Here is a 24,412-nt window from a genome sequence, read left to right as displayed (position 1 = left end):
GTGTCAGGCAGAGTAGAAATGGTTACAAAACTTCCATATCTGCCTGATAATGCAGCAGGTGTGTCAAGAGGAGGAAAAAATGGATTATAAGAAAGCAGGAGTAGATATTGAAGCTGGCTACAAGTCAGTGGAACTGATGAAGAAGCATGTGGCGGCAACCATGCGTCCGGAGGTGCTGACGGGAATCGGAGGATTCTCAGGAGCCTTTTCTATGGAGGCATTTAAAACCATGGAGAAGCCTACGCTGGTGTCTGGTACGGACGGCGTGGGAACAAAGCTGAAGCTGGCATTTCTCATGGACAAGCATGATACAATGGGCATTGACTGCGTGGCTATGTGTGTGAACGATATTGCCTGTGCAGGAGGGGAGCCTTTGTTCTTTCTGGATTACATTGCCTGCGGCAGAAATATTCCGGAGCGGATTGCAACGATTGTAAGCGGTGTGGCAGAAGGCTGCCGCCAGTCAGGGGCAGCGCTCATCGGCGGTGAGACGGCAGAGATGCCGGGCTTTTATCCCGTGGATGAATATGATTTGGCAGGCTTTGCCGTGGGTATTGTGGATGAGAAAAATCTGATTACAGGATCCGAAATAAAGCCGGGAGACGTGCTGGTGGGCATGGCATCCTCCGGCGTGCACAGCAACGGATTTTCTCTGGTGCGCAAGGTATTTACCATGAAAGAGGAATATATGCATACCCATTTTGAAAGTCTGGGCAAAACCCTTGGAGAAGCCTTGATTGAACCCACTAAGATTTATGTGAAGGCATTGCGGGCCGTGAAGGAAACAGGGGTGAACATTAAGGGGTGCAGTCATATTACAGGCGGCGGCTTCTATGAGAATATTCCACGGATGCTTCCGGAGGGCGTCAAGGCTGTTGTGAAAAAGGACAGCTATCCCATTCCTGTGATTTTTAAGATGCTTGCAGAGGACGGAAGAATTGAAGAACATATCATGTATAATACCTTCAATATGGGAATCGGCATGGTGATGGCGGTGGATCCTGCGGAGGCGGATAAGTGTATGGCAGCTGTCCGGGAAGCAGGAGAGACACCTTATCTGTTGGGCGAGGTTCGCTCCGGTGAAAAGGGAGTGACCCTATGCTAAAGACAGCCGTGCTGGTATCGGGAGGCGGAACGAATCTTCAGGCCATTCTGGATGCCATAGATCGAAAAGAAATAAGAGATGCAGAAGTTTCCGTTGTTATCAGCAACAATCCGAACGCCTATGCACTGGAACGGGCCAGACGGAAAGGGATCCCGGCACTGTGCATCTCTCCCAAAGCGTATGAGACACGAGAGAAGTTTCATAAGGCGCTTCTGGAAGCTTTGAGAGACAGTAAGGCAGAACTGGTGGTTTTGGCCGGCTGTCTGGTAGTGATACCTGAGATGATTATCCGGGAATACAAAGGGCGGATGATTAATATTCATCCTTCTCTGATTCCTTCCTTTTGCGGAACGGGTTATTATGGACTGAAGGTTCATGAGGAGGCCTTAAAACGGGGCGTGAAGGTGACAGGAGCAACGGTTCATTTTGTGGACGAAGGTACGGATACAGGCCCTATTCTCCTTCAGAAAGCTGTGGAGGTTAAGGAAGGGGATACGCCGGAGGTCCTTCAGCGCAGGGTTATGGAGGAAGCGGAGTGGATCCTGCTTCCTAAAGCCATTGATATGCTGGCGCAGAAAGCTTTGGGGCCGGAATAGTAATATCCTGTCAGTGCACAGAACGATTTACAGGCACATGCTGCTGTGACTGGAAATTGTTCTATTATAGGTGCACTGGAAGGATATTACGGAACTTAAAATAGGAGGTATGAGATGAGGATTTTGATTGTAGGCTCTGGCGGCAGGGAGCATGCCATTGCGTGGAAGATTGCTCAGAGTCCTAAGGCAGAGAAGATTTACTGTGCGCCGGGAAATGCCGGCATTGAGGAATATGCAGAATGTGTGCCCATTGGTGCTATGGAGTTTGAGAAGCTGGCTGCCTTTGCAAAGGAAAAGGAGATTGATCTGACTGTGGTAGGCATGGACGATCCCCTGGTAGGCGGTATTGTGGATGTGTTTGAAAGGGAAGGGCTGCGGATCTTCGGGCCCAGAAAGAATGCTGCTATATTGGAGGGATCTAAGGCATTTTCCAAGGATTTGATGAAAAAATATGGCATTCCTACGGCGGCTTACGAGAACTTTGATAACCCGGAGGCTGCGCTTGCGTATCTGGAGCATGCAGCGTTTCCCATTGTGCTGAAGGCGGACGGGCTGGCTCTCGGAAAAGGTGTGCTTATCTGCAATACTCTGGAAGAAGCCAGAGAGGGCGTGAAGACGATTATGCAGGATAAGCAGTTTGGAACTGCCGGTAACCGCATGGTGATTGAAGAGTTTATGACCGGGCGGGAGGTATCGGTTTTAAGCTTTGTGGACGGGAAGACGATTAAGTGTATGACTTCTGCCCAGGATCATAAACGGGCTCTGGACGGAGATCAGGGATTGAATACGGGCGGCATGGGAACTTTTTCGCCCAGTCCCTTCTATACGGAGGAAGTGGATGAGTTTTGTAAGGAGCATATTTATCAGGCAACAGTGGATGCCATGGCGGCGGAGGGCCGGGAATTTAAGGGCGTTATTTTCTTCGGACTGATGCTGACTGATAAGGGGCCCAGGGTGTTGGAGTATAATGCCCGGTTTGGCGATCCGGAGGCTCAGGTGGTGCTTCCCCGCATGAGGAATGATATTGTAGAGGTTTTTGAGGCATGCGTGGATGGGACGCTTGATCAGGTTGAACTGCAGTTTGAGGATAATGCGGCGGTTTGCGTGGTTTTGGCGTCCGGCGGATATCCGGTGGCTTATGAGAAGGGGTTTCCCATCAGGGGATTGGAAAAGTTTCAGGGTAAGGACGGGTATTATGTGTTCCATGCAGGGACAAAGAAGGCGGACGGACAGTTTGTTACCAACGGCGGACGGGTGCTGGGGGTGACGGCTGCTGGGGCTGACCTTAAGACCGCCCGGAGGAATGCTTATGAGGCGGTGAAGCTGGTGGAGTTTGAGAAGGCTTATTGCAGGAGTGATATTGGGAAGGCTATTGATGAGATCTGAATAGAGGGGACGGACCCGGAGCAGACTGAGCGCTGAGGCTTTTCCGTATCCTGTGTGCGCAATTTCTCGTTACATCTGTCTGCTTCAATCGGACGTTGGTTTTTGGGGTTGTCAGGCTTCGCCTGTTTGGTCTCATTGATAACGTCCGCTTGAATCAGACAGCTGTCTCGAAAAGGCGTACACTGGATATCGGAAAAGTCTAAGCGCTCAGTCTGATCTGGGCCCTGGTTTTGGCTGTGGGTATATGAGGGAGTTAGAATAACAGGCGTGCTCCTTGGGCGGTGAGGAGGCAGAGGAGGAGGCCGAAGGCCGTGGGCAGGAGGAAGGCCAGGAGTGTCCATTTTAGGCTGCCGGTTTCTTTGCGGATGGTTAGGAGGGTTGTGGCGCAGGGCCAGTGGAGCAGGGTGAAAAGGATGGTGCAGGCGGCGGTGGTACAGGTCCAGCCCTGGGCGGTCAGGAGAGCTTTTAGGGTCAGGAGGCTGCCGGGTTCTGTGAGGGTACTCTGGTTCAGGTAGGCCATGAGGATGATGGGGAGGACGATTTCATTGGCTGGCAGCCCCAGGAGGAAAGCCATGAGGATGACGCCGTCCAGTCCGAAGAGGGCGGCGAAGGGATCCAGGGTGGAGGCACAGAGCATAAGGAGGCTGCTGCCCCTGAAAGAGAGGTTGGCCATGATCCAGATAAGGATGCCGGCTGGAGCGGCGGCAGTGACGGCCCGGCCCAGAACAAAGAGTGTCCGATCTAAGAGGGAGCGCACAAGGACAGGACCGAACTGAGGGCGGCGGTAGGGCGGCAGCTCCAGGGTAAAGGAGGAGGGAACTCCTTTTAAGACGGTTCGTGACAGCAGCCAGGAGGACAGGAAGGTGGCGGCAATCCCCAGAAGCACTACGCCGGTGAGCAGGAGGGCGGAGAGGAGGCTGCCGGCCAGGGTACCTGCTGTGCCTGCAAAGAACATGGTGATTAGGGCGATGATGGCAGGGAAACGTCCGTTGCAGGGGACAAAGCTGTTGGTCAGGATGGCAATGAGGCGTTCTCTTGGGGAATCGATGATTCGACAGCCTGTCACGCCGGCGGCATTGCAGCCGAAGCCCATACAGAGAGTAAGGCCCTGTTTTCCGCAGGAATGGCAGCACTGGAAGGCATGATCCAGGTTGTAGGCTATTCTGGGAAGGAGGCCGGCATCTTCCAGAAGAGTGAACAGAGGAAAGAAGATGGCCATCGGAGGAAGCATGACGGAGACTACCCAGGCCAGAACACGGTATGCGCCGGATATGAGAAGGCCATGGAGCCAGGCAGGGGCATGGAGCTGTACAAAGAGGCTGGTCAGAGGGACTTCCAGGGAAGTGAACAGATCTGAGAGCAGCCGGGAGGGATAATTTGCCCCTGTGATGGTGAGCCAGAATATGACGGCAAGTAAAAGAAGCATAAGGGGATAGCCAGTCCGTTTGCTTGTAATAAGGGCATCCAGCTGCTCTTCCTTACGGCGGAGGTTGTTTTTCTTTTTTTGAATAACAGTCCGGCATAGGGCTTCTGCCTGGTGAAAGAGTGCAGTTGTAATGAGATCGGACAGATTGTCTCCCCGGATTTCGGCGGCATTTAGTATTTGCTCTGTTTCGGCAAGAGTCTGGCAGACGGAAGGATCCGAGCATAGGCAGGAAGGAATCTGGGCGGGAAGCGGATTCTCTGGATTCAGTCTGTGCTCCAGAAGGCGAAGGGCAAGCCAGCGGGCAGGGAATTGTCCTGAGGATTTTTCTTTGATTACGGGCTCTAAAATGGTCAGGACAGATTCTAAGAGCGGAGGATAGGAAATGGGCCTGGCCGAAGATACGAAGGAGGCATCAGTCAGGGAATCCAGGGCATCAAGGAGTGCATCAAGGCCCTGCCTGTCTCTGGCAGTGGTGCCTATGACGGGAACACCGAGAGACTCGGAAAGGGCAGACAGATCGATCTGAATGTGATGTTTGGCAGCTTCGTCCATAAGATTGACACAGACCAGTACTTTGGGAATCAATTCTATGGTTTGAAGCACCAGATTCAGATTCCGTTCCAGGCAGGAAGCGTCACAGACCACGATGGCGGCATTTGCTTTTCCGGAGCAGAGAAAGTCCCGGGCTTTGGCTTCTTCCGGAGAATGAGCCATAAGAGAATAGGTTCCCGGCAGATCGGCAAGTATGTAGGTACGGCGTTTGCTGCGGCAGATGCCAAGAGCATTTTCTACGGTTTTACCCGGCCAGTTCCCTGTGTGCTGTTTCATTCCTGTAAGCTTGTTGAAGAGAGTGCTCTTTCCTACATTTGGATTTCCGGCAAGGGCAATGACTTTTCGGTTTGAGGATGGCTTTTCAATAAGAATTTCTCTGCCGTCTGCAGAACGGATGGCAATGACGGCTCCACGGATCAGGAAGGCGCGGGGGTCGCCGTAAGGACTTTTTCCCACACATTTCACTAAAGTTTGTTCCACCAGTCCCAGATCCAGAAGACGGCGGCGTGTGTCTCCTGTGGCGGTAAGGGTCCGGATCCGAGCGGATTCACCTGGCTTCATATCATTTAAATAGTAATAATTGGACATAGTTTCCGATCTCCTTGGGTAAATTCCTGATATTAGTATTTTATTATTCTAGGCAGGAATGGTTACATATGCTATTTGACAAGGCGACTTTTTATGATTATAATAGTTACAGAATGCGCAAAATATAGAGAAAAAGCGAAAAGATACCTATATGGAGGAGAAAGAATATGAAAGTACTGCCTCAGAAGCGAAGAAGCCGCAGACTTTATGGATTGGCGGCAGCATGTGCGGTATGCGTAATGCTGATGATGTATGGAATAACCGGACGGGCGGCTCAGACAGGAACTGTCCGCAGTGATAATGTAAATGTACGAACAGAAGCCAATGCCAATTCGGAGCGGGTCTGCAAGCTTTCTGCCGGTACACAGCTTTCTATTTCAGATCAGACAACGGGCAGCGACGGGCAGATTTGGTATAGTGTAACCTTCACTCATGAGGGAGCTGAGAAGTCCGGGTGGATTCGTTCTGACATGGTGAATGTTTCCGAGACGGAGGAACCTTCACAGGAGGGCAGTCCGGAAGAAGGGGCGGAAGGCGGAGCCGTATCGATAGGCGGCTATTCCATCCAGGAGCCGGCGGAGACTTATCCGGCCGCAGATGCCTTGTCTCAGACTGCAATTCCGGTAGGAGAGCAGAGCTTTACCGCATGGGTAGTGGATGCGGGTCTGACCGGCGGCCGGGAGCTGTATCTTGTCTGGGCTTCAGACGCAGGCGGAAATCAGGGTTGGTTTTACTATGATCCTCAGGATGGAACCTTCCAGCGAGAGATGGGTCAATTTTCCGGCAGCGGTTCAGGAGAGCCGGAGGGGATGATTGAATCTCTGCAGGAAGAATTGACATTTGTGAAGGAAGAAAATGCAAAAACCTTAAGCCAGCGTCTCTATATTATCATCGGCCTGGGTGCGCTGAGCGGCATTCTGCTGATTATTGTCATTGTTCTGTCAGTGAAGCTTCGAAATGCAGAATATGAGTACTATGATGATGACGAAGATGAAGACGAGGATGATGAGGATGACGATTATGAGGAAGAGCCCAGAAAGAAAAGAGGCGGTCTTTTCCGGCGCCGTGCTCAGGAAGACGAAGAAGAGGACGAGGCAGAAATAGAAGGCAGTGACTTTGACGATCTTCTGGTAGCAGTCAGAAAGAAATGGGCCGAGGAAGAAGCTCAGGAGGCCCGTGCAAGAGATTATTATGACGATGAGGAAGAAGATGATGAGGATGACTTCTATGAAGAGGAAGAAGTAGAAGAAGAGGATCTGTTTTCCACCAAAGAGCTTCCCGAGATCGACATGAGTGCCGTCCTGGAAATTGAAGAAGAGGCATCGAAAGAGAAGCAGAAGAAAAGTCCCAAGAGTAAGGCTGCTAAGCCCGTTGCAGAGGAAAAAGAGGAAGAAGCCGACGATGATCTGGATATTGAGATTCTGGATTTCGAAGATTTAGGGATATAGGGATAAAATGAAATGGATACGGGCGAGGTGCATACCTCGCCCGTTGTAATAAGTTTCGTGTGCTGTCAAGATTCTGCGGAACTTAAACAGCAGAAGCTTGTCAGCGCACAGAAGAATTTACAGGCACATGGCAATGTGTCTGGAGATTCTTCTAGGTAAAGGTGTGCTGTCAAGATTCTGCGGAACTTAAAATAGGAGGTTTAGCTGATGTTTGAAACATATACAGAAAAGGCAAAAAGAGCCTTAAAGGAGGCAGGGAAGATTTCCCGGGAGCTGAATCAGAATTATGTGGGAACAGAACACATTCTGCTGGGACTGCTTCGGGAGAAGAGCTGTGCAGCCTCTCAGCTACTGACAGAGCGAAAAGCAGAGGAAGAGAAGATTCTTCAGCTGATTCAGGAACTGATTTCTCCTGAGCATACAGTCCAGCAGAAGGAGCGGCCCGGATTTACCCCAAGAGCAAAAAAAGTATTGGATGAGGCAGGAAGGGAAGCTGCCCAGTTTAAGGAGCAGAAGATTGGAACAGAGCATATATTGATTGCCATGCTGAAAGACGTGGAGTGCACGGGAAGCAGACTGCTCAATACCATGGATGTAAATGTAAAGGGACTCTATGCATCTCTCTTGGATTCCATGGGAAGAACCGGCAGGGAATATCGGGAGGAGATGGCCCGCAATGGGAAAGGCCAGGGAAGGGGAACACAGGCACTGGATCAATACAGCCGGGATCTGACAGAGCTGGCCAGAGAGAAGCGCTTGGAGCCTTGTATTGGCCGGGAGGATGAGATACGCCGCCTGATACAGACCTTAAGCCGCAGAACCAAGAACAATCCCTGTCTCATTGGAGAGCCTGGGGTAGGAAAGACTGCAATTGTAGAAGGGTTGGCTCAGCGAATTGCGGAGGGGACCGTTCCGGATTCCGTAAAGGGGCGCCGCCTGCTGATCCTGGACTTGTCCGGCATGGTTGCAGGCTCAAAGTACCGGGGAGAGTTTGAGGAACGGATCAAAAGAGTGATGGATGAAGTCCGGCAGGCAGGAAATGTTCTGTTGTTTGTGGATGAACTTCACACCATGATCGGCGCCGGAGGGGCGGAAGGGGCTATGGATGCCTCCAACATCTTAAAGCCTGCTCTTTCCAGAGGGGAGCTTCAATTGATCGGCGCCACTACATTGGAGGAATACCGAAAGTATATTGAGAAGGATGCAGCGCTGGAGAGAAGATTTCAGCCTATCACTGTGGAGGAGCCCAGCGAGGAAGAGACGGTTGCCATCTTAAAAGGAATCCGCAGAAGCTATGAGCGTCATCATCAGGTAGTGATTACCGACGAAGCTTTGGAGGCAGCAGCCAAACTTTCCAGACGTTATATCAATGATCGCTTCCTGCCGGATAAAGCAATTGACTTGATGGATGAGGCAGCGGCAAAGGTGCGCCTTGGCAGCTATAAAAAGATAGATTCCATGGCAGAACTGGAGCATCAGAGCATAGAGCTTCTGGAACAAGTGGAGGATGCAATCAAGGCTCAGGATTTTGAGCAGGCAGCCGGGCTTCAGGAGGAACGCTCCAGGGTGATTGCGCTTCTTGAGAAGGAGCGGGCAAAAGCAAGCCGCAGCACCAGAAGGAAGGCCCTGACCGTAGGGGAAAATGAGGTTGCTCAAATTGTTTCCGATTGGACAAAGATTCCGGTAAGCAAGCTGGCAGAATCAGAGACACAGCGCCTTAAGAAGCTGGAATCGATTCTCCATAAGCGTGTGATTGCTCAGGAAGAGGCTGTGACGGCAGTTGCAAAGGCCGTGCGCAGAGGCCGTGTAGGACTGCAGGATCCAGGCCGTCCCATTGGTTCTTTCCTGTTTCTCGGACCTACCGGTGTGGGAAAGACAGAGCTGTCCAAGGCTCTGGCGGAGGTGCTGTTTGGCCGGGAAGAGGCCATGATACGTGTTGATATGTCAGAGTATATGGAAAAGCATAGTGTATCCAAGCTGATTGGAGCGCCTCCTGGATATGTAGGACATGACGACGGCGGACAGCTCTCGGAGAAAGTGCGCCGGAATCCTTATGCTGTGATTCTGTTTGACGAGATTGAAAAGGCACACCCGGATGTTTTTAACATTTTGCTGCAGGTACTGGATGACGGGCGTATTACAGATTCCCAGGGCAGAACTGTGGATTTCAAAAATACAGTCATTATTATGACCTCCAATGCCGGGGCTACCTCCATTATTTCGCCCAAGCGTCTGGGCTTTGCCTCTGTGGAGGATGAAAAGCAGAACTATGAGGCTATGAAGGGCAGCGTTATGGAGGAAGTGAAGCGAATGTTCAAGCCAGAGTTTTTAAACCGAATTGATGAGATCATCGTCTTCCATGCCCTGAACAAAGAGCAGATGAAGAAGATTGTATCCATTCTCTTTAAAGACCTTTCCAGACGCTGTGAGCAGCAGCTTGAGATTCGTCTGAAGATACGTGACAGTGTGAAGGCTCATATTGTGGAGACGGCCTATGATGTGAAGTATGGAGCACGTCCCCTGAAACGGGCCATTCAGACAAAGATTGAGGATGCCCTGGCAGATGAGATACTGGCCGGACAGGTAAAGCGTAACAGTGAAGTGACAGTCACCATGCAGAAAGGAAACATAAAGTTTTTATAAAAGAACTGGAAATGAAAGGCAGGATGGTTTATAATTAAAATATCAATAATCGATTTATAACGAATTCCGATTGGGAGGACAAAAGAAATGGCAGCAGTAAAAGAATTGATACGTGTGGAAGCAGATGGAAGCATCAGCTTTGGGGATTATGAGCTGGCATCGAAGACCAAGCTGAAGGATTTTAATCACCAGGGTGATTTGTATAAAGTAAAGACCTTTAAGGAAATCACAAAGCTGGAGCGCAACGATCTCTTTGTCTATGAGTCTGTGCCGGGTACAGCAGTACAGAACTTTCAGGTATCGGCCGACGGTGTGGAATTTCAGGTGAGCGGTCCGGAGGATGCCCAGATTACCTTGGGAATGGAAGAAGATACGGAATACCTGACAGAAGTAGACGGACACGAGTCCGGCCGGATCAAGACAGGCCGGGGCGGCAAGCTGGTTCTGAGTGTGGAACTTGGGGGCAAAGAGAACGTGAGTGTGAAGGCTGTAAAAGCACAAGCATAGGAAAAAGGATGGCAAAGGGAAAAACTACCGTATTCTTCTGTCAGAACTGCGGGCATGAGTCGGCCAAGTGGATGGGCCAGTGTCCGGGATGCAGGCAGTGGAATACCTTTGTAGAAGAAACGATTGAAAAAACAAGTGTCCGAAGGATACAAAAAGAAAGGGCAGCCGTGGGTGCGGTCTGCCTTTCTTCTATTGATACGGCAGAAGAAGAACGGATGACCACCCATATGGGAGAACTGGACAGAGTATTAGGAGGCGGCATTGTGCCCGGCTCCCTGGTTTTGGTGGGCGGAGATCCGGGAATCGGAAAGTCCACCCTGCTTTTGCAGGTCTGTCAGAAGCTTTCGGAGGATCGAAGAGAGGTGCTGTATATTTCCGGGGAGGAATCCTTAAAGCAGATTAAGCTGCGTGCATCCCGGATCGGCACCTTTTCCGATCATTTACGTCTGCTTTGTGAGACGAATCTGGAGTTGATCCGTGAAACGATCCGGGAGCAGAAGCCGGAGGCAGTGATTATAGACTCGATCCAGACCATGTATCATGAAGAAGTCAGTTCGGCTCCCGGCAGTGTGTCTCAGGTTCGGGAGGCTACCTCTGTGCTGATGCAGTTGGCAAAGGGCTTGGGAATTACGATTTTTATTGTGGGACATGTGACTAAGGAGGGAACAGTGGCCGGGCCGAGAGTCTTGGAGCATATGGTGGATACTGTGCTGTATTTTGAGGGGGATCGCCATGCTTCCTACCGGATTCTTCGGGGGGTAAAGAATCGTTTTGGATCCACCAATGAGATTGGTGTCTTTGAGATGCGTGAAAACGGTTTGATTGAAGTGGAGAATCCCTCTGAATATATGCTGAACGGCAGACCGGAGGAGGCATCCGGATCTGTGGTGGCCTGTTCTATGGAGGGAACCCGTCCTATTTTATTAGAGATTCAGGCTCTTGTCTGCCACAGCACCTTGGCTGTGCCCAGAAGGACAGCGGCCGGAATGGACTATAACCGGGTGAATTTGCTGCTGGCTGTGCTGGAAAAGAGACTGAATCTGCGCCTTTCCAACAGTGATGTCTATGTGAATATTGCAGGGGGAATCCGGATCAATGAACCTGCCATTGATCTGGGGGTGGTGCTGGCGGTGATTTCCAGTTATAAAGATCGGCCCATTGACGAGAGGGTGCTTGCTTTTGGGGAAGTAGGCTTAAGCGGCGAGGTTCGGGCAGTCAGTCAGGCCGGACAGCGTGTACAGGAGGCAAAGAAGCTGGGCTTTACTACCATTATTTTGCCGGAGGTCTGCCGGGAGCAGATTGGAGCAGTGGAAGGCATCCGGCTCTGCGGCGTGCGGACGGTGGCGGATGCTCAGCGGCTTGTGTGCTGATCCTTCGTTAAATGAATATAGTAATGAATTTTGATACACAAGTGTGGCAAAGTGGTAAATAAATGAAATAGTAACCGGCTTGTCAGCGCGCCGGCAGTTATAACAGGCTGGGAGTTTTTTGGCTGAGTTGTTGGTTATGAAGTAATAGCAGTAAAAATAGCAGCAGAAAGGGAAGAGTGTTTATGTTAAGTAAAACATTTCAGGGAGGTGTGCATCCGGCAGACGGAAAGGAATTGGCCAGGGATGCATCCTATCGTACATACCTCCCAAAGGGGGACTTGATTTTTCCGCTGAATCAGCATATCGGAAAGCCTGCAAAGCCGGTGGTGCAAAAGGGAGATACGATTCTTGCGGGCCAGATTCTTGCGGAAGCAGACGGCTTTGTATCAGCCAATATTGTCAGCTCCTGTTCCGGTAAGGTGAAGGCGGTGGAGAACCGCAGGACCGTTGCGGGGGCATCGGTTCCCTGCATTGTGGTGGAGAATGACGGAAACTACACATTGGCAGAGGGCATCGGTAAGGAGACGGATGCTGCCAAGCTTGGCAGTCAGGAGATTCTTGACAAGATTAAGGCTGCCGGAATCATCGGACTGGGGGGAGCAGGCTTTCCCACCCATGTAAAGCTTGCGCCGAAGAATCCGGAGGAGATCGAATATGTGATTGCAAACGGGGCGGAATGTGAGCCTTATATCACCTGTGACGATCAGCTTATGCGTACCAAGAGCAGAGAGATCGTGGGAGGTCTTAAGATTATGCTGCGGCTGTTCCCCAAGGCGGAGGGTGTAATTATCATTGAGGAAAATAAGCCGGAGGCCATGAAAGCCATGGAGCAGGCATGCGCAGGAGAAGGAAAAGTGCGTGTGCAGGCAGTTCATACCAAGTATCCTCAGGGCGGCGAGCGTTCTATCATCAGTGTGGCAGCGGGAAGGCATCTGAAGCTTGGGATGCTTCCGGCGGACGCAGGCTGCGTTGTGGACAATGTGGCTACGGTCTATGCTATATATCAGGCGGTGAGCAGATCAGAGCCGATTATGGAGAGAGGCTTTACGGTGTCGGGAGACGCTGTGAAGAATCCATGCAATCTTATGGTGCGGATTGGAACCAGCTTTTTGGAGGTCTTGGAGGAAGCCGGGGGCTTCAAAGAAGGTGTAAAGGCAGACAAGATCCTTTGCGGCGGCCCAATGATGGGGATTGCGCTTTCTTCCCTGGATGTGCCCATTTGTAAAAATAATAATGCTCTGACAGTTCTGTCTGCGGATCCGGTGGCGGAGGCGCAAAAGCAACAGACCGCCTGTCTGCGGTGCGGGCGCTGTAATCAGGTCTGTCCTTTGGGGCTGACCCCTCAGATGATGGCAGCTGCGGCAGAGAAGAAGAATTACGAGCGGTATGAGAAGAAGCTGTACGGTCTGGAGTGCATTGCCTGCGGTTCCTGTACTTACATTTGTCCGGCAAAGCGGCCTTTGATGCAGCTGTTTAAGCAGGCGAAGGCTGAGATAATGGCGGCTAAGAGAAAATAAAAATCAGCAGAACTAGTACAGTGCATAGAAGGATTTACGGACGCAGGGTTAGGCGGCCGGAAATTCTTCTTGGTAAGGATGCACTGAACAAGTTCTGCGGAACTGGAATAGAAAAATCAGCAGAACTTGAACAATGCATAGAAGGATTTACGGACGCAAGGTTAGGCGGCCGGAAATTCTTCTTAGTAGAGATGCATTGGATAAGTTCTGCGGAACTGGAATAGAGAGGATAAAAGTATGAATGAATTATATAATGTTTCTTCCAGTCCCCATGTAAGAAACAAGCTGACTACGAGCAGCGCCATGGGTCAGGTGATTTTATCTTTGATGCCTGCTGCAGTTTTTGGCATCTACAGATATGGAACAGGGGCATTTCTGGTGATTGGGCTTTCTGTTTTATCTGCCGTTTTGACGGAATTTATCTTTGACTGGATTACCAAAAGGCCCAATACGGTTACGGACGGAAGTGCGGTTGTGACGGGGCTTCTGCTAGCCTTATGTCTTCCGGCATACGTACCCCTTTATGTGCCCTGCATGGGAAGCTTCTTTGCGATTTTATTTGCAAAATGCTTCTTTGGAGGTCTTGGACATAATTTTATGAACCCGGCTCTGGCCGGAAGATGCTTTCTGCTGATTTCTTTCAGCGGTGTTGTGGCTGACTTTTCTTTAGACGGAATGAGTTCGGCAACGCCCTTAGAGGCTTTGGCATCCGGGCAGGCGGTGAATGCCATGGACGCATTTTTAGGCGTTGGCAACGGTGTAATTGGAAGTTCGATTCTGGCCCTGTGTATTGGCGGGATCTATCTGCTGGCGGTCAGGGCAATTACATACGAGATTCCATTGGCAACTCTGTTGTCTTTCTCCATCTTTCTGCTACTGTTCGGAGGACGTGGACTGGACTTAGAGTTTGTTTTGGTGCATCTGGTGTCCGGCGGCATTATGATGGGGGCGCTTTTTATGGCGACAGATCCGGTGACCAGCCCGGTGACGTCCACAGGGCAGTTGATTTTCGGTGCGCTGGTAGGTATTTTGAGCGCCATTTTCCGGGTATATGGAAGTGCGCCGGATTCCGCAAGCTATGCCATTATTATTGCAAATATGACGGTTCCCTTGATTGATGAGATTTCCGTTCCTGTGCCCTTTGGTCTTCGCAAGCAGACAAAGGGAAAAAAGGGAATTCCAAAGTCAGCCATAATTCTCTGTGCGATTACCCTGATTGCAGGAGCTTGTTTAAGCAGTGTGTATGAGATGACAGAGGATCAGATTGCGGAGCAAAAAGCGGCGGCAAAGGCAGCCTCTTACCGGGAGGTATGTCCGGATGCGGCAGACTTTACTTATGATGAGGAAGTAAATAAGGCTATTGAAGCCTTGGAGGGCAATGTCTATGGCACGGACTTTGGCAAAGCCTATATCAATGAAGTGGCGGTTGGAGTGGATGCCGGCGGTTCTCCTGTGGGCTATGTGATAAGCGCAACTACCGGAGACGGTTTTGACGGCAATATTACGCTGTCCGTGGGAATTATGCCGGATGGAACCATAAACGGCATTGCCTTTACGGAGCTGAATGAGACGGCAGGCATGGGAATGCTCTGTGATGAGGAGGCATTTAAAGGCCAGTTTGCAGGTGTGAATGTGGAACGGTTTACCCTAAACAAAGCAGGAGATTCCACAGCAGAAAATGAGATTGATACGGTGTCAGGCGCCTCCACCTCATCAGGAGCGGTTATAAATGCAGTCAATGCGGCGTTGGATTTCTTTGGAGAATATATCAAATAAGGGGGGAAAGAAATGAAACCATGTATGGAACGTGTTTATAATGGTATTTTAAAGGAAAATCCGGCTCTGGTGCTGATGCTGGGCATGTGTCCGACCCTGGCAGTTACTACATCGGCGATAAATGGGTTTGGAATGGGTGTTTCCACTCTGGCGGTGCTGGTGGTGTCCAATCTGGTGATTTCTCTTCTTCGGAAGGTGATTCCCGATGAGGTCCGGCTTCCGGCTTATATTGTCATTGTGGCTTCTCTGGTTACGGTAGTGGAGCTTTTAACGGAGGCTTATGTTCCGGCCCTTTACAGTGCTCTTGGAATCTATATTCCCCTGATTGTGGTGAACTGTATTATTTTGGGAAGAGCCGAGGCGTTTGCGTCCAAAAATCCGCCCCTGCTTTCCGCCATGGACGGCGTGGGAATGGGGCTTGGCTTTACCATTGCCCTGACTGTGATAGGGCTTGTTCGGGAGCTTCTGGGGGCAGGCACCGCCTTTGGATTTGAAGTGATGCCAAAGTCCTATGCGCCCATTGCCATCTTTATCAAAGCGCCTGGGGCATTTCTGGTGCTGATGATTATTATTATGATTATGAATGCGGTGAATATAAATACCAGGGCAAATAAGGTGGTTGAGGGCTGTGACGGCTGCTGTGCCACATGTGCAAAGTCCTGTGACACAAAGGAAGGAGAGAGCTAGAAAATGACTTCGCTGATTATGATTGTAATTTCCACGGCACTGATTAATAATGTGGTGCTGAACCAGTTCCTGGGAATCTGTTCCTTTTTGGGCGTGTCCAGGCAGATTAAAACCTCCGCAAGCCTGGGAGGAGCCGTTATTTTTGTAATCACCATTTCCTCTGCGGTGGCGAGCCTTTTGTATGATTTCGTTCTGGCTCCCCTAAACCTTACTTATCTTAAGACCATTGTATTTATTCTGGTGATTGCGGCGCTGGTGCAGTTGGTGGAGATGTTTTTGAAAAAGACCTCACGGGCGGTTTACCAGGCTCTTGGAATCTATCTGCCTCTGATTACGACTAACTGCGCAGTTCTTGGCGTGGCTTTAACCAATGTGCAGAACGGCTATAATCTGCTGGAAAGCGTTCTGGCAGGTTTTGGCACAGCGGTGGGTTACACGGTTGCCATTGTACTGCTGGCAGGCATCCGGGAGCGGATTGACGAGGACGCAATCCCGGCGCCCTTGCGGGGAGCGCCTATCGTGCTGCTCTGTGCGGTATTGATGGCGATTGCGTTTATGGGATTTGGAAACTTGTCATTTTAGTAGAGAGAGTAGTAAAAATGTACTGTACAAGTTCTGCGGTACTAATCTTATAAAAACAGCAGAATTTGTGCGGTGCATAGAAAAATTTACGAACACCGGTCTTTGGTGGTCGGAAATCCTTCTAGATAAAAATGCACCGTACAAGTTCTGCGGAACTGGAATAGAAAGGAACATATATGAATGGAATTGTAATAGCAACGCTCATTGTGGGAGTGATTGGACTTTTGATCGGGGCTGCTCTGGTGGCCGCCGGAAAAAAGTTTTATGTGGAGGTTGATGAGCGGGAGGCAAGGGTGCGTGCGTGTCTTCCTGGAAATAACTGCGGCGGCTGCGGCCAGGCCGGTTGTGATGCTGCGGCAGCGGCAATTGTAAGCGGTGAGGCGGACGTGAATGTCTGTCCTGTCTGCAATGAAACGGCTATTCAGGAGATTAGCGCAATTATGGGTGTGGATGCGGTGCAGTCCGTGAAGAAAAGAGCCTTTGTCCGCTGTGCGGGAAGCTGTGATAAGACATCGGTGAAATGCAACTATGTGGGCATTCAGGACTGCCGCTCTGCAGTTCTGTCCGGGCTTTCTGTCTGGCAATGTGATTACGGCTGTCTGGGATTTGGCTCCTGTGTGGAAGCCTGCGCTTTTGACGCAATCCATGTGAAGGACGGCGCAGCGGTGGTGGATCCGGAGAAATGCACCGGTTGCGGCCGCTGTGTGTCTGTGTGTCCCAAGAATCTGATTGAACTGATCCGCAGCGATGGGAAAGCCGCCGTTGCCTGCTCCAGTCATGCAAGGGGGCCGGAGGTAAAGAAAGCCTGTGCAGCAGGCTGCATTGGCTGTAAGCTTTGTACAAAGCAGTGTGAGGCGGAAGCCATTTTGGTGGAGGGCAATCTGGCCCATATTGATTATGATAAGTGCGTAGGATGCGAGAAATGCGTGGAGAAGTGTCCGGCTAAGGTGATTACCCGATTGTAAGCTATAGGGAGTGAGACAAAGGGAAAAACAAAAAGGAATGGAAAGTTTCATCAAGCCCTTTGAACTTCTTTTGATATCTGTTAAAATGAAACTGAAGCAAAAGGATTTAGAATCTGCCATCAGATGTGGTAAGGAAGTGAGCAGGGTATGGAAATGACAAAAAAATTACCCATTGGTATTGAAAATTTTGAAACAATGCGTAAAGAGGGCTTTTACTATATAGATAAAACAGGGCTCATAAGAGATCTGTTAAAGAACTGGGCGCAGGTCAATCTGTTTACCCGTCCAAGAAGATTTGGGAAGTCCCTGAATATGAATATGCTTAAATATTTCTTTGAGTATGGCTGTGACAGCAGTCTTTTTGACGGGCTTGCCATAGGAGAGGAAAAGGGGCTCTGTCAGGAGTATATGGGGAAATTTCCTGTTATTTCGATCAGTCTGAAGGATGCGGATGCTATGAATTACGAGGGAGCCAGGGAGATGCTGTGCTCCATTATTGGCTGCGAGGCTCTTCGTTTTTCCTTTTTGTCAGAAAGTGAGCAGCTTTCGGAGTTAGAGAAATCGCAATATAAACAATTGGTGCAAGTAGATACCAGCGGCGCTCAGCATTTTATTATGTCCGATGGTGTGCTGGGAAGCAGCTTATTTACGCTCACACAGCTTCTAAGGAAGCATTACGGGCAAAAAGTGATTCTTCTGATTGATGAATATGATGTTCCCTTGGACAAGGCTCAGCATTTTGGGTATTATGATGAAATGGTGGCAATGATACGAAAAATGTTCAGCCATAGCTTAAAAACCAATGACAATCTGCTGTTTGCCGTGCTGACAGGCTGCCTTCGAATTGCAAAAGAAAGTATTTTTACGGGTCTTAATAATCTTAAAGTTCTGACTATTACGGATGTCCGGTTTGATGAATATTTCGGACTTTTAGATTGGGAAGTTCAGGAAATGCTGAGATTTTATGGGCTTGAGGACAAATATGAATTGATAAAGGAATGGTATGACGGCTACCGTTTTGGAAATTCGGACGTATACTGCCCCTGGGATGTGATCAATTATGTGGATTTGCTTCGGGCTGACCCTTCTGCATCCCCAAAAGCCTACTGGATTAACAGCAGTGGAAATGATATTATCCGCAGATTTCTTAAGATGGCAAAGGGCGGAGTAAGGCGGGAGATTGAGAAATTGATTGAGGGGGGAACCGTTGTCAAAAAGCTCAATGAGGAATTAACCTATCGTGATATGTATAATAGTATTGATAATCTCTGGAGCGTGCTTTTTACTACAGGTTATTTGACCAAGTGTGGGGAGGAAGAGGGAGACAGGGCATACGGACTGACAATTCCGAATCTGGAAATCCGGCAGATTTTTATTGAGCAGGTGATGGAATGGATACAGGAGGAGGTCAGAAAGGATACGCCGAAGCTGGACGAATTTTGCGATGCATTTTTAAAAGGCGAAACGGAAACCATTGAAGCACTGTTTACCGCATTTTTAAAGAAAACCATCAGCATCCGTGACACAAGTGTGCGAAAGGAAAAAAAGGAAAATTTTTATCACGGCGTCCTGCTGGGACTGCTGAGTCATCGTGAAGAGTGGGATATCCGTTCCAATGCGGAATCAGGGGACAGGTTCAGTGATATTCTGATTGAAATAGAGGACGACGAGATAGGAATTGTGATTGAGGTGAAATATCCGGATAAGAGCAGCCTGGAAACGGGATGCAGGGAAGCATTGGAGCAGATAGAAAAGAAAGGCTATGAGGAGAGGCTTCTTGAGGATGGGATGACTGCTATTCTCAAATATGGAATCGCCTGCGAGAGGAAACGCTGTATGGTGAGAAGCTGTTGTCAGAGCTTAAGCCAATGAATCAATCCATCATTGGCTTAAAGGGTGCCGGAAGCTTAAGGGAAATAAATACTTGCATTTTCTTATAAAATGCGTTAGGATACATAAAAAGTTATCATACATAACAATAGAAAAGGCGGCAGTATTAAGGAAAGGCAAGCTTCGCCGGTCGAACGGTTACGGATTCCCAAAAGCCGCACATCAGAGGAAAAAGAGGAGAGTATGAAAAATGAGTGACAGATTAAGAGTTGGAATCTTAGGAGGTACGGGAATGGTGGGACAGCGGTTTATTTCCCTGCTGGAGAACCATCCCTGGTTTGAGGTTGTTGCCATAGCAGCAAGCGAAAGAAGCGCAGGAAAAACCTATGAGGAAGCAGTAGGCGGCCGCTGGAAGATGACTACGCCTATGCCGGAGGCTGTGAAGAAGCTTGTAGTTATGAATGTAAATGAAGTGGAAAAGGTTGCCGCAGAGGTGGACTTTGTGTTCAGTGCCGTGGACATGACTAAGGATGAGATTCGTGCCATTGAGGAAGCTTACGCAAAGACCGAGACACCGGTTGTTTCCAACAACAGTGCTCACCGCTGGACACCGGATGTACCGATGATTATTCCGGAGATTAACCCGGAGCATGTGAAGATTATTGAGGAGCAGAAAAAGCGTCTGGGAACAAAGAGAGGTTTTATTGCTGTAAAGCCCAACTGTTCCATTCAGTCCTACACACCTGCGCTGAAAGCATGGGAGGAGTTTGAGCCTTATGAGGTAGTGGCAACTACTTATCAGGCGATTTCCGGCGCCGGAAAGACCTTTAAGGATTGGCCGGAAATGGTGGAGAATGTGATTCCTTACATTGGCGGCGAAGAAGAGAAGAGCGAGAAGGAGCCCTTACGTGTCTTAGGAACCTGTGAAGACGGCGAGATCAAGCTTGCCAAAGAGCCGGTAATCACCTGTCAGTGCATTCGAGTTCCCGTGCTGAACGGTCATACAGCGGCCGTATTTGTGAAGTTCCGCAAAAAGGTAACAAAGGAACAGCTTATAGAGAAGCTTCGTAATTATCGGGGACTGCCCCAGGAATTAGAGCTTCCCAGCGCACCGAAGCAGTTTATTCAGTATATGGAGGAGGATAACCGCCCCCAGGTGAAGCTGGATGTGGACTTTGAGAAAGGCATGGGCATCTCTATCGGAAGAATCCGGGAGGATCATGTCTATGACTGGAAGTTTGTGGGCCTTTCCCACAACACGGTTCGCGGTGCGGCCGGAGGCTCCGTTCTCTGTGCGGAGTTTTTGAAAGCGCAGGGATACATTGCGGCAAAGGCATAAGGGATAAATAGGAGAATGCTTTGTGAAACAGATGAAGTGGAATAATTCTATCAAAATGGTCATTTCTATTATAGGAATGACTATTTGCCTGTTAAGCGGATGCGTGAAAGAAAATCATATGGATGACAGGGAGCCAGAACAGGAGCAGACAGACAATCGGGAGGATGCAGGCTTGGAGGAGCTGGAAGCCTGGAGAGTTGAGGAGCAGCAGAATACAAAAGAAAAGTCAGATGCAGAAACTCCCGAAAATGACAGCCAGACAGATATGCTTAAATCGGAGGAAGAAGTGCCGGATTACCTGACCTGTATGTCCGGAACGATTGTGGAGCAGGCGCTTACGCCGGAAGAGGCTTCAAAGCTTTTTTATGCACAGGAGATTCCGGAGGAGGTATTTGCCAGGATGAACGGCGTTTCCTATGTGGAAAATGATGATATTGCATTGGAGGATCTGCGGTATCTGCGGCTTTTGTATGCAGGCTTCGATGAACAGACCCATGTGGGGGAGCTGGTGGTTCATGAATCCATTGCGGAATCCATTCTGGAGATTTTTCAAATCCTCTATGAAAATGGGTATCAGATTGAAAAGATGCGGCTAATTGATGATTATGACGGGGATGATCATGCCTCTATTTTAGATAATAATACATCGGCTTTTAACTATCGTGTGGTAGAGGGGAGCAAGACCCTTTCCCGGCATGCATATGGGCTGGCTATTGACATCAATCCTTTCTACAACCCTTATGTAACCTATCCGGACGGCGTGGAGCATATTTCACCGGAGGGCAGCGAACCTTACGCAGATCGGGAGGCGGATTTTCCCCACAAGATTGGAAAGGATGGGGATCTGTGCTGGCAGCTATTTTCGGAACGGGGCTTTACCTGGGGTGGAGATTGGCGGAGCCTTAAGGATTATCAGCATTTTCAGATTTCGGAGTAATGTATCAGAACTTTTTCTTTATTTTCACAGAGCTGTTTGCTATACTATATATGAACATGTTCAAAAAGATTAAGCGAAAGAACTGGAAAATTCATCCAGATTCATAGGGGGAAAATGAGGGGAAAAGTAAAAAAAGAAACTGACATGACATCATATAATCAATCATCTGAAAAAGCATTGAATATTATTGAGTATCTGGCAGAAAGTAAAGAGCCCAAACGTCTGATGGATATTGCAGAGTATTTTGGATATAATACAGCCACTACACTGCGCTTTTTAAATTCTCTTCAGAAATGCGGATATGTGGATCAGGAAAGTGAAACTATGCGGTATTTTTTGACGCTGAAGCTCTGCAGAATAGCTCATATTCATGAAAATAATATCGAGATACAAAAATTCACGCATCCATTTCTGGTACAGCTTTCCAATGATTTTGGAGAATCCACCTGTATTTCTGTTGAGCGCAATATGATGATGGTTTACATAGATGTAGCAAGCGCAGCGAATCGAATCCTTATGGGGCAGCAGTTTGTAGGAAATGCAGTATCCATGCACAGTACAGGTAATGGAAAGTTAATGCTGACACAGTATACAATGGAAGAGCTTGACATGCTGATTGAAAAGAAGGGACTTCACCGATATACAGAGAATACAATCTGCACAAAAGAGGATTTGCTGAAAGAGCTTGCGGACGTCAAAGCCCGGGGCTATGCTATTGATGATGAAGAAAGTGAGATAGGTATGCGGTGTATTGCATATCCGGTTTATAATGATTCCGGAAGAATTGTTGCTGGGGTCAGTGTTACAGGGCCGACGGTCCGAATGACATCAGAGGTGATTGAATCTAAATTGGAATATTTAAAAGAAATCTCAAAGGAGCTCTCCAACGTTATAGGTATCAGCTATCTAAATGTTTAGTAAAAGGATTAAACCAAAAAACTGTCGAATTCTGAATAAGAATTCGGCAGTTTTTTTGACTTCTCTGGCAGTGAGCAGACAGAAACGCATGTAAATTCAAAGCCTGTATTGCCCTTCGTTTAGTTTCGGTAAAAAAATTGTGTGAAAAATGCACAAAAAAATAACTGTATTTTTTGATGATATTACATATTGCGGATTGGAAACGAGTGTGCTAATATAAAAACACAATAAATGAAATTTAATTTCAATTATTGAAACTAAAAGAAGGGAATATAAAAATGAAGGAATCCATTCATAAGTATTTTAAGATTGGAACAATCACATGGATGTCATATCCTGGAATGCCGCAGGAAGAGGTCATTCGGCGAATTGCTGAAGACGACTATTTTGATGCAGTTGAGGTATGCAGGTGTCCGGATGATGCATCGCGGACAGCATGCAGAAAGTTATTGGAACAGTCCCATTTGAAGGTATGTTATGGAGCGCAGCCGCGTCTGCTGGGACCAAAGCTGAATCCAAATGATCTGGATGAAGCTGGACGGGCAAAAGCAGAGGCAACATTGATTGAAGCCATTGACGAAGCAGAATATCTGGGAGCAAAGGGGATTGCTTTTTTGTCCGGGAAGTGGGCAGAAGACACAAAAGAACAGGCATATGCACAGCTTCTCAAGACAACCCGCAATATCTGCACTTATGCGGCATCAAAAGGAATGAACGTAGAATTAGAGGTTTTTGACTTTGATATTGACAAAGCAGCACTGATCGGCCCGGCTCCTTTGGCTGCAAGGTTTGCGGCAGACATGAGAATTACACATAATAATTTTGGATTGCTGGCAGATCTTAGCCATTTCCCAATCACCTATGAGAAGTCGCAGTTTGTTGTCCGGACTCTCAGACCTTATATCACACATCTGCATTTTGGAAATGCAGTAGCCAAGAAGGAGTGTGCGGGCTACGGCGACAAGCATCAGCGCTTTGGATTTCCCAACAGCGCCAATGATATGGAAGAGCTGTTAGATTACTTAAGAGTACTTAAGGAAGAAGGATTTTTTAATGCTGCAGATCCCATGGTACTGTCTATGGAAGTATCGCCCTTTGAGGATGAGGAAGCAGATATTATTCTGGCAAATACAAAGCGGGTATTAAATCATGCATGGGCTTTGCTGGATGATTAAAGACAGCAGTCCAAACAGATAAGGATGTGTTGAGAGAATTATTAGGAACTTTTAGTAGGAGGAACTGTTATATGAAAATTGTAGTATTGGATGGCTATACAGAAAATCCAGGCGATCTGAGCTGGGGAGAGTTGGAGAAGCTGGGAGATTTAACTGTATATGATCGCACAAGCATTACCGACGAACAGGAGATTATTGACCGAATCGGAGATGCAGAGGTTGTTTATACAAATAAAACACCTATTACCAAAAAGGTTATAGATGCATGCCCGGGCATTAAGTTTATCAGTGCGCTGGCTACAGGCTATAACTGTATTGATTACAACTACGCAGCAGAAAAGGGGATCCCGGTAACCAATGTACCGTCCTACGGCACGGCATCCGTCAGTCAGTTTTCCATTGCACTGTTGTTGGAGATTTGTCATCACATTGGCCATCACAATGATTCTGTTCATGCAGGCGAATGGGCAAATTGTAAGGATTGGTGCTATTGGAATTATCCTTTAATCGAGCTTGAGGGAAAGACAATGGGGATTATAGGATTTGGCCGGATTGGTCAGGCAGAGGGGCGTGTTGCAAAGGCATTGGGCATGAAGGTATTAGCCTATGACGTTTATCCAAATGCTTCCGGCAAAGAGATTGGGGATTATGTAGATCTGGATACATTATTTGCACATTCAGACGTCATAACGCTTCACTGCAATCTTACACCAGAGAATACGGGAATGATAAACAAAGAAAATATCTCCAAGATGAAGGATGGAGTTATCTTAATCAACAATGCCCGCGGACAGCTGATTGTGGAAGAAGATGTGGCAGATGCACTGAACAGCGGAAAGATGGCAGCTGCCGGTTTGGATGTGGTATATACAGAGCCGATTCGGGAGAATAATCCTCTGCTGAAAGCAAAGAATTGTATTATAACACCGCACATCTCATGGGCGCCCAAGGAGAGCAGGCAGCGTATTATGGATTGTGCTGTAGAGAATCTTAAGGCATTTCAGAAGCAAGAGCCCATTAACGTGGTTAATAAAATAGAAAGATAAATTTGCTGAGAGGTCTAAT

General features: G+C 48.5%; 20 protein-coding genes. 19 read left to right on the top strand and 1 reads right to left on the bottom strand.

All coding sequences use genetic code 11. The features are described 5' to 3' along the window. Positions 1 to 79 precede the first annotated feature (79 nt). The 3 genes from purM to purD all read left to right on the top strand — a co-directional run bounded on the left by purM (position 80) and on the right by purD (position 3,087). Positions 80 to 1,105: a phosphoribosylformylglycinamidine cyclo-ligase gene (gene purM / locus VSQ61_RS01420; RefSeq protein WP_334342644.1), complete on the top strand. Its 1,026-nt coding sequence runs from the start codon at positions 80 to 82 to the stop codon at positions 1,103 to 1,105. Continuing rightward, a complete protein-coding gene (gene purN, locus VSQ61_RS01415; protein WP_334342643.1) occupies positions 1,099 to 1,701 on the top strand; it encodes a phosphoribosylglycinamide formyltransferase in 603 nt (200 codons plus the stop codon). The genes purM and purN overlap by 7 nt, the downstream gene beginning before the upstream one ends. Positions 1,702 to 1,815: 114 nt before the next feature. Continuing rightward, positions 1,816 to 3,087, top strand: coding sequence for a phosphoribosylamine--glycine ligase (purD, locus tag VSQ61_RS01410; protein ID WP_334342642.1), 1,272 nt, complete (start codon positions 1,816 to 1,818; stop codon positions 3,085 to 3,087). A 253-nt stretch (positions 3,088 to 3,340) separates the two neighbouring features. Here purD and feoB read toward each other — a convergent pair whose 3' ends face one another. After that, a complete protein-coding gene (feoB, locus tag VSQ61_RS01405; RefSeq protein ID WP_334342641.1) occupies positions 3,341 to 5,653 on the bottom strand; it encodes a ferrous iron transport protein B in 2,313 nt (770 codons plus the stop codon). A gap of 167 nt (positions 5,654 to 5,820) precedes the next feature. Here feoB and VSQ61_RS01400 point away from each other — a divergent pair, with 167 nt between their 5' ends. From VSQ61_RS01400 to VSQ61_RS01325, 16 genes are all read left to right on the top strand, one after another. Further along, entirely contained in the window at positions 5,821 to 7,101 is a 1,281-nt protein-coding gene (locus VSQ61_RS01400) for an SH3 domain-containing protein (protein ID WP_334342640.1), read from the top strand. A 207-nt stretch (positions 7,102 to 7,308) separates the two neighbouring features. Continuing rightward, positions 7,309 to 9,744: an ATP-dependent Clp protease ATP-binding subunit gene (locus tag VSQ61_RS01395; protein ID WP_334342639.1), complete on the top strand. Its 2,436-nt coding sequence runs from the start codon at positions 7,309 to 7,311 to the stop codon at positions 9,742 to 9,744. 87 nt (positions 9,745 to 9,831) lie between these two features. Beyond that, positions 9,832 to 10,251 carry an endosialidase gene (locus tag VSQ61_RS01390; RefSeq protein WP_334342638.1) on the top strand — a complete coding sequence of 140 codons (420 nt, stop codon included), beginning with the start codon at positions 9,832 to 9,834 and terminating at the stop codon, positions 10,249 to 10,251. An 8-nt stretch (positions 10,252 to 10,259) separates the two neighbouring features. After that, positions 10,260 to 11,621 carry a DNA repair protein RadA gene (gene radA / locus VSQ61_RS01385; protein ID WP_334342637.1) on the top strand — a complete coding sequence of 454 codons (1,362 nt, stop codon included), beginning with the start codon at positions 10,260 to 10,262 and terminating at the stop codon, positions 11,619 to 11,621. A 182-nt stretch (positions 11,622 to 11,803) separates the two neighbouring features. Then, a complete protein-coding gene (gene rsxC / locus VSQ61_RS01380; protein WP_334342636.1) occupies positions 11,804 to 13,138 on the top strand; it encodes an electron transport complex subunit RsxC in 1,335 nt (444 codons plus the stop codon). Positions 13,139 to 13,158: 20 nt separating this feature from the next. Further along, positions 13,159 to 13,362, top strand: coding sequence for a hypothetical protein (locus tag VSQ61_RS01375; RefSeq protein WP_334342635.1), 204 nt, complete (start codon positions 13,159 to 13,161; stop codon positions 13,360 to 13,362). 13 nt (positions 13,363 to 13,375) lie between these two features. Then, positions 13,376 to 14,914 (top strand): RnfABCDGE type electron transport complex subunit G, encoded by a 1,539-nt coding sequence (locus VSQ61_RS01370; protein WP_334342634.1) that lies wholly within the window; start codon positions 13,376 to 13,378, stop codon positions 14,912 to 14,914. A gap of 12 nt (positions 14,915 to 14,926) precedes the next feature. Next, positions 14,927 to 15,601, top strand: coding sequence for an electron transport complex subunit RsxE (rsxE, locus tag VSQ61_RS01365; protein ID WP_334342633.1), 675 nt, complete (start codon positions 14,927 to 14,929; stop codon positions 15,599 to 15,601). Between the two features lie 3 nt (positions 15,602 to 15,604). Beyond that, positions 15,605 to 16,183, top strand: a complete 579-nt coding sequence (locus VSQ61_RS01360) for an electron transport complex protein RnfA (protein ID WP_334342632.1) — start codon at positions 15,605 to 15,607, stop codon at positions 16,181 to 16,183. Positions 16,184 to 16,359: 176 nt separating this feature from the next. After that, positions 16,360 to 17,148 (top strand): RnfABCDGE type electron transport complex subunit B, encoded by a 789-nt coding sequence (locus VSQ61_RS01355; protein ID WP_334342631.1) that lies wholly within the window; start codon positions 16,360 to 16,362, stop codon positions 17,146 to 17,148. Between the two features lie 153 nt (positions 17,149 to 17,301). Then, on the top strand, positions 17,302 to 19,020 hold the full coding sequence (locus tag VSQ61_RS01350) for an AAA family ATPase (protein WP_334342630.1): 1,719 nt from the start codon (positions 17,302 to 17,304) through the stop codon (positions 19,018 to 19,020). Between the two features lie 208 nt (positions 19,021 to 19,228). After that, positions 19,229 to 20,317 carry an aspartate-semialdehyde dehydrogenase gene (gene asd, locus VSQ61_RS01345; protein WP_334342629.1) on the top strand — a complete coding sequence of 363 codons (1,089 nt, stop codon included), beginning with the start codon at positions 19,229 to 19,231 and terminating at the stop codon, positions 20,315 to 20,317. A 31-nt stretch (positions 20,318 to 20,348) separates the two neighbouring features. After that, positions 20,349 to 21,254: a M15 family metallopeptidase gene (locus VSQ61_RS01340; RefSeq protein WP_334342695.1), complete on the top strand. Its 906-nt coding sequence runs from the start codon at positions 20,349 to 20,351 to the stop codon at positions 21,252 to 21,254. 114 nt (positions 21,255 to 21,368) lie between these two features. Then, positions 21,369 to 22,172, top strand: a complete 804-nt coding sequence (locus VSQ61_RS01335) for an IclR family transcriptional regulator (protein WP_334342628.1) — start codon at positions 21,369 to 21,371, stop codon at positions 22,170 to 22,172. Between the two features lie 278 nt (positions 22,173 to 22,450). Next, positions 22,451 to 23,347 (top strand): sugar phosphate isomerase/epimerase family protein, encoded by an 897-nt coding sequence (locus VSQ61_RS01330; RefSeq protein ID WP_334342627.1) that lies wholly within the window; start codon positions 22,451 to 22,453, stop codon positions 23,345 to 23,347. 71 nt (positions 23,348 to 23,418) lie between these two features. Then, entirely contained in the window at positions 23,419 to 24,393 is a 975-nt protein-coding gene (locus VSQ61_RS01325; protein ID WP_334342626.1) for a D-2-hydroxyacid dehydrogenase, read from the top strand. The last annotated feature ends 19 nt before the right edge of the window (positions 24,394 to 24,412 follow it).

Source organism: Candidatus Merdisoma sp. JLR.KK006 (assembly GCF_036941035.1).
In the GTDB taxonomy this organism is placed as follows: domain Bacteria; phylum Bacillota; class Clostridia; order Lachnospirales; family Lachnospiraceae; genus Laedolimicola.
Note: the sequence above shows the minus strand (reverse complement) of the source record. Positions and strands in the feature narration are given on the sequence as shown.